Consider the following 5,032-nt stretch of genomic DNA (forward strand, 5'->3'; position numbering starts at 1 on the left):
CCGATGAATCCCGCCCCTACAAATACAGTCCTGCGTCCGATGACGGTTGTTGGGTCGGTACTGATGCCGGGCCCGTGCCGCGGCGCAGTGCGTACAGCTCGGCGAGGGTCGCGCCCTCGCGGCCCACGCCCTCTGCCGTGCCGAGCCAGCTGACGGCTTCGGGCCGCGTCAGCGGACCCACCTCGATGCGGGCCAGGCAGCGGCCCGGGCGGACGACCGCCGGGTGGAGGCGCTCGAGGTCCTCGTTCGTCGTGACGCCCACCAGCACGTTGCGGCCCTGACCCAGCAGACCGTCCGTCAGGTTCAGCAGGCGGGAGAGGGCCTGTCCCGCCGTGTGCCGGGCCTCGCCGCGGATGAGCTCGTCGCAGTCCTCGAGCAGCAGCAGCCGCCAGCGGCCCTTCGCCGTGCCGTCCTCCTCGCCGATCGCGATGTCCATCAGATAGCCGACGTCACTGAACAGTCGCTCCGGGTCCAGCACGCAGTCCACCTGGCACCAGTCCCGCCACGACCGCGCGAGCGTGCGCAGCGCGGAGGTCTTGCCCGTGCCGGGCGGGCCGTGCAGAAGCAGCAGGCGGCCCGCGATGTCGTCCGGCGTGACTTTCATCAGCCGGTCCAGCGCGTCCGCGACCGGGGCGGTGTAGTTGGGTCGGATCTCCTGCCACGTGCCGGCCGAGATCTGCCGCGTCGTGCGGTACGGCCCGCGCCGGGGCGACACGTACCAGAACCCCATCGCCACGTTCTCCGGCTGCGGCTCCGGCTCGTCGGCCGCGCCCTCGACACTCTCCTTCAGCACTTTTTCGGCCAGTTCGTCGTCGACCGCCGTCACGGTCACGTCCGCGCCGCGGCTCCACCGGGACACCAGCAGCGTCCAGCCCTCGCCCTCCGCGAGGAGCGCGCTGCGGTCCTCGTCGCGCGCCGAGCGGAGCACCTTCGCCGCCGGCGGCAGCAGCGTCGCCCCGGACTTGACGCGGTCGATGGTGGAACTGCGGGAGTACGGCTGCTCGCCGCTGGCGAACCGGCCCAGGAACAGCGCGTCCACCACATCGGAGGGCGAGTCGCTGTCGTCCATGGTGAGCCGGATCGGGACGGCGTTCTCGGGGCTGGGCAGGGCCTGCCTCCTGGTGCTCGTGCGGTCTTCGGGCCGGTGTCCTCGTCCGTACGGTTCCATGGCCGTACGTACGAGACACCCTGCCCCCATGATCCGGCACCATCTGCCCATCGGCGCGCGCTTTTTCGCGTGTACGAGGGATGTGCGAATGCGCGTCCGCCGCGCCGCGCCACGACAGCAGCAGCTGACGTTTTGTCATTTACGCGCCATACGCCGGCCATCACGGCCAGGGGCCCCTCGCCAGTTCTGGCATGGACACTTCCCGTGTTGGATGTGCGCTGCTACGACGGATGTGGCAGAGATCCTGCTAAGGGAGGTTCCATGAAACTGTCCCGAACCGCGGCCGCGCTGGCCGCGACCCTTCTCTCCGCCGCGCTCGCCCTCGCCGGGGCGGGCGCGACTCACGCGGCCGAACTGGCCGCTCCTGCACGCTATGTGGCCCTCGGCGACTCGTACGCCTCCGGCTTGGGAGCCGGAAGTTACGACAGCGCGAGCGGCGACTGCAAGCGCAGCACCAAGTCGCACCCGCGGCTCTGGGCCGACGCCAACTCCCCCGAGTCGTTCGACTTCACCGCCTGCTCCGGCGCCCGTACGAGTGATGTTCTCGCGAGCCAGCTCGGCCCCCTCAACTCCGCCACCACCCTCGTCAGCGTCACGATCGGCGGCAACGACGCCGGCTTCGCCGACGTGATGACCACGTGCGTGCTCAGCTCCGAGGCCACCTGCAAGCAGCGCGTCGCCACCGCGCGGGCCTACGTCGCCAACGAACTTCCCGCCAGACTCGACGCCGTCTACGACGCCATCCGCACCCAGGCCCCCGGCGCCCGCGTCGTCGTCCTCGGCTACCCCCGCCTCTACAAACTCGGCGGAACCTGCGTCGGCGGGCTCAGCGAGGGCGAACGCTCCGCGCTGAACGGCGCGTCGGACGACCTCAACGCCGCCATCGCCAAGCGCGCCGCCGACCACGGCTTCACCTTCGGCTCCGTCACCGGAACCTTCACCGGCCACGAGATCTGCTCCGGCGCCTCATGGCTCCACAGCGTCACCCTCCCCCTCAACGACTCCTACCACCCCACGGCCGCCGGGCAGTCCGGCGGATACCTGCCGGTCCTGGCGTCCCTGGCCTGAGTCCCACCGGCACCGACAGTCGCGTGTGCGCCCCCCCTGAGACCCCCGCGTGCCGCGCGGGGGTCTTTTGGGCCACCTGGCCGAATGTCAACCGTCATGATCACCAACCGCTGCTCCCCGCGGACGGGTGGTGACGGTGATCGTCAACCTCCTTGCCGGGAAGGTGAATCCATGCGCCGTCGATGCGCGGGCGGGGCTACGGCACGGTAGGGTTAGTCTGCCCGGGCCGGGTGCCCTCGTTAGGGTGGGGAGTCCTATGGAACAGATAGCAATGCACACCAGGGCGCGAGTCCCTGCGATCAGCTGTGGAAGTCGCGCGTCCAGCACGCGCCTCGACCGCCATCTCGCGGTGCTCGCCGGTCCCGCCGTGCCGCAGCGCCAGACCGAGGAGGCGACGCTGCTGATGCGCGAGATAACGTCGCGCGACGTCCAGCGTGCCAGGAAGAGCAGGAGCGCCCGCGTCTCCCTCTTCGCCCCCCTGCGGCGGCTCCGCCGCTCCCTGTTCGGCAACCACCGCTAGCCGGCGACCCGGTGGCCCGTGTCGGGCCTCCGGGGGCACCACGATCCACGGCCGCTGTCCACCCGGGCCTCAACTCCCGGCCGAGGCCCCAAGGACGGACGGCACACGGACCCGGCGCCGCGCAGCAGTGTCAGCTGCCGCGGCCCGAACGAATCCGTGCGGGGCACCCCGACGTGCCCCCTTCCCGCCGTCGGGCGGCAGCCCGGCAACTGCCTGGCCGCAGGCGGCGGACGGCGGGCCGCCGCCCGAGTCCCCCTCGCCGGACGGCGACTACGCCTGGACGGTGACCGTGAACGAGAAGCGGTCACCCCTGTATCGAATCCGGGCCACATCCACCACATGGCCCTTGGCGTCGTACGTGACGCCCGTGTAGTGGAGGATCGGGCTCAGAAGCGGGACCGAGAGCAGACGGGCCGTCTCCGGGTCCGCCAGGCGGGCTTCGACCGTGTCCGTGATGCGTCCGATGCGGACGCCGACCGCGTCGCGCAGGACCTTCGTCATCGGCCAGCGGGCCAGATCGGCGAGGTCGATGCGGTCGGCCAGGTCCGGCCGGACCGCGTTCTGCGCCCAGTTGGTGGGCTCGCCGCTCTGTTCGTCGCACCGCAGCCTGCGGTACTCGACGATCTCGTCCAGGCCGGGGAAGTGCTCCGCCAGCTCCGGCGGAACCGGCGCCGGACCGTGCCCCAGCACCGTCGCGCGCTCGCCGGACTGCTGGGCCACGATCGCGTCCACCGAGCCCAGCAGACGCACGGGCGCACCCCGTTGGGCCGCCGGCTCGATGAACGTGCCCCGCCGCCGGTGGCGGCTGATCAGCCCCTCCTGCTCCAGCTCCTTCAGCGCCTGCCGCATGGTCAGCACGCTCACCCCGTAGTGCTCCGCCAGCTGCCCCTCGGTCGGCAGCCGCAGCGGCTCGTGCGGCCGGCGGCCCAGTATCGAGGCGCGCAGCGACTGCGAGACCTGGTACCACAGCGGCAGCTTGCGATTCAGGGCCAGGGAGTCGGGAGCGAAGACGGTCACAGTCGGCGGCTTTCGTAGGGTCAACGCATGGACTGGGCGCGGAAGTTCCGCGCCAGCCCCTGCCACACGTTGTCGTACCCCTTCTGAAGGTGGTCCGCCGTCATGGCCTGCGCGGTCGCCGTGACCGGCCACCGCGTCTCGAACATGAAGGCCAGCCCGTCGTCCACCTTCCGCGGCGCCAGCTCGGCCGCGCTCGCGCGGTCGAAGGTCTCGCGGTCGGGACCGTGCGCGGACATCATGTTGTGCAGCGAGCCACCGCCCGGAAGGAACCCTTCCGCCTTGGCGTCGTACGCGCCCTCGATCAGCCCCATGTACTCGCTCATCACGTTGCGGTGGAAGTACGGCGGCCGGAACGTGTCCTCGCCCACCAGCCAGCGCGGCGCGAACACCACGAAGTCCACGCCCGCGAGCCCGGGGGTGTCGGACGGCGAGGTCAGCACCGTGAAGATCGACGGGTCCGGGTGGTCGTACGAGATGGTGCCCAGCACGTTGAACCGGCGCAGGTCGTAGACGTACGGCACGTGGTTGCCGTGCCAGGCCACCACGTCCAGCGGGGAGTGGTCGTAAGTGGCCGACCAGAGGTTGCCGCAGAACTTGTTGACCACCTCGACCGGCTCTTCCCGGTCCTCGTAGGCGGCGGTCGGCGCGAGGAAGTCCCGGGCGTTCGCGAGGCCGTTGGCACCGATCGGGCCCAGTTCCGGGAGCTGGAACGGCTGGCCGTAGTTCTCGCAGACGTAGCCGCGCGCGGCCGGGCTCTGCCCGCCGTCCGGCGCGGTGTCCAGCAGCTCGACGCGGAAGCGGACCCCGCGCGGGATCAGCGCGACGTGCCCCGGCTCGGCGCGCAGCAGCCCGAACTCGGTGCGCAGCAGCAGCCCGCCGCGCTCGGGCACGATCAGCAGTTCGCCGTCGGCGTCGGAGAACACCCGGTCGGTCATGGAGCGGTTCGCGGCGTAGAGGTGGACGGCCATGCCGGTGCGCTGCCGGGCGTCACCGTTGCCGCCGAGGGTCCACAGGCCGGCGACGAAGTCGGTGCCCGGCTCGGGCTCGGGCAGCGGGTTCCAGCGCAGCCGGTTGGGGTCGGGGACCGTCTCCTCGAACGGCGCCGAGCGCAGCGCCCCGTTGCCGATCCGGCGGTAGGCGGGGTGAGCGGCCGAGGGGCGGATCCGGTACAGCCACGAGCGGCGGTTGGCCGCGCGCGGCTCGGTGAACGCGGTGCCGCTCAGCTGCTCCGCGTACAGCCCGAGGGGGGCGCGCTGGGG

5 protein-coding genes are annotated in these 5,032 nt (G+C 71.7%); 2 read left to right on the top strand and 3 right to left on the bottom strand.

What is annotated here, in order from left to right; genetic code table 11:
* Window positions 1-16 precede the first annotated feature (16 nt).
* On the bottom strand, window positions 17-1,198 hold the full coding sequence (locus AOK16_RS07890) for a DUF5925 domain-containing protein (RefSeq protein WP_276202480.1): 1,182 nt from the start codon (window positions 1,196-1,198) through the stop codon (window positions 17-19).
* Between the two features lie 231 nt (window positions 1,199-1,429).
* On the opposite strand from AOK16_RS07890, the gene AOK16_RS07895 reads away from it, so the two are divergent.
* A complete protein-coding gene (locus tag AOK16_RS07895; protein ID WP_055471518.1) occupies window positions 1,430-2,236 on the top strand; it encodes an SGNH/GDSL hydrolase family protein in 807 nt (268 codons plus the stop codon).
* Between the two features lie 256 nt (window positions 2,237-2,492).
* On the top strand, window positions 2,493-2,756 hold the full coding sequence (locus AOK16_RS07900; protein WP_079101168.1) for a hypothetical protein: 264 nt from the start codon (window positions 2,493-2,495) through the stop codon (window positions 2,754-2,756).
* Window positions 2,757-3,026: 270 nt separating this feature from the next.
* On the opposite strand, the gene AOK16_RS07905 is transcribed toward AOK16_RS07900, so the two are convergent.
* Window positions 3,027-3,773 (bottom strand): GntR family transcriptional regulator, encoded by a 747-nt coding sequence (locus AOK16_RS07905; RefSeq protein WP_055471520.1) that lies wholly within the window; start codon window positions 3,771-3,773, stop codon window positions 3,027-3,029.
* 20 nt (window positions 3,774-3,793) lie between these two features.
* Window positions 3,794-5,032, bottom strand: a 1,239-nt coding sequence (hmgA, locus tag AOK16_RS07910) for a homogentisate 1,2-dioxygenase (protein ID WP_055471521.1), incomplete at its 5' end; no start/stop codon positions are given.

This window comes from Streptomyces pathocidini (assembly GCF_001418495.1).
Taxonomy (GTDB): Bacteria; Actinomycetota; Actinomycetes; order Streptomycetales; family Streptomycetaceae; genus Streptomyces; species Streptomyces pathocidini.

Excerpts from the sequence above, each read along its gene's own strand:
- AOK16_RS07900 (WP_079101168.1), top strand. The coding sequence starts at position 2,493 with ATGGAACAGATAGCAATGCACACCAGGGCGCGAGTCCCTGCGATCAGC.
- AOK16_RS07895 (WP_055471518.1), top strand. The coding sequence starts at position 1,430 with ATGAAACTGTCCCGAACCGCGGCCGCGCTGGCCGCGACCCTTCTCTCC.
- AOK16_RS07890 (WP_276202480.1), bottom strand. The coding sequence starts at position 1,198 with ATGGGGGCAGGGTGTCTCGTACGTACGGCCATGGAACCGTACGGACGA.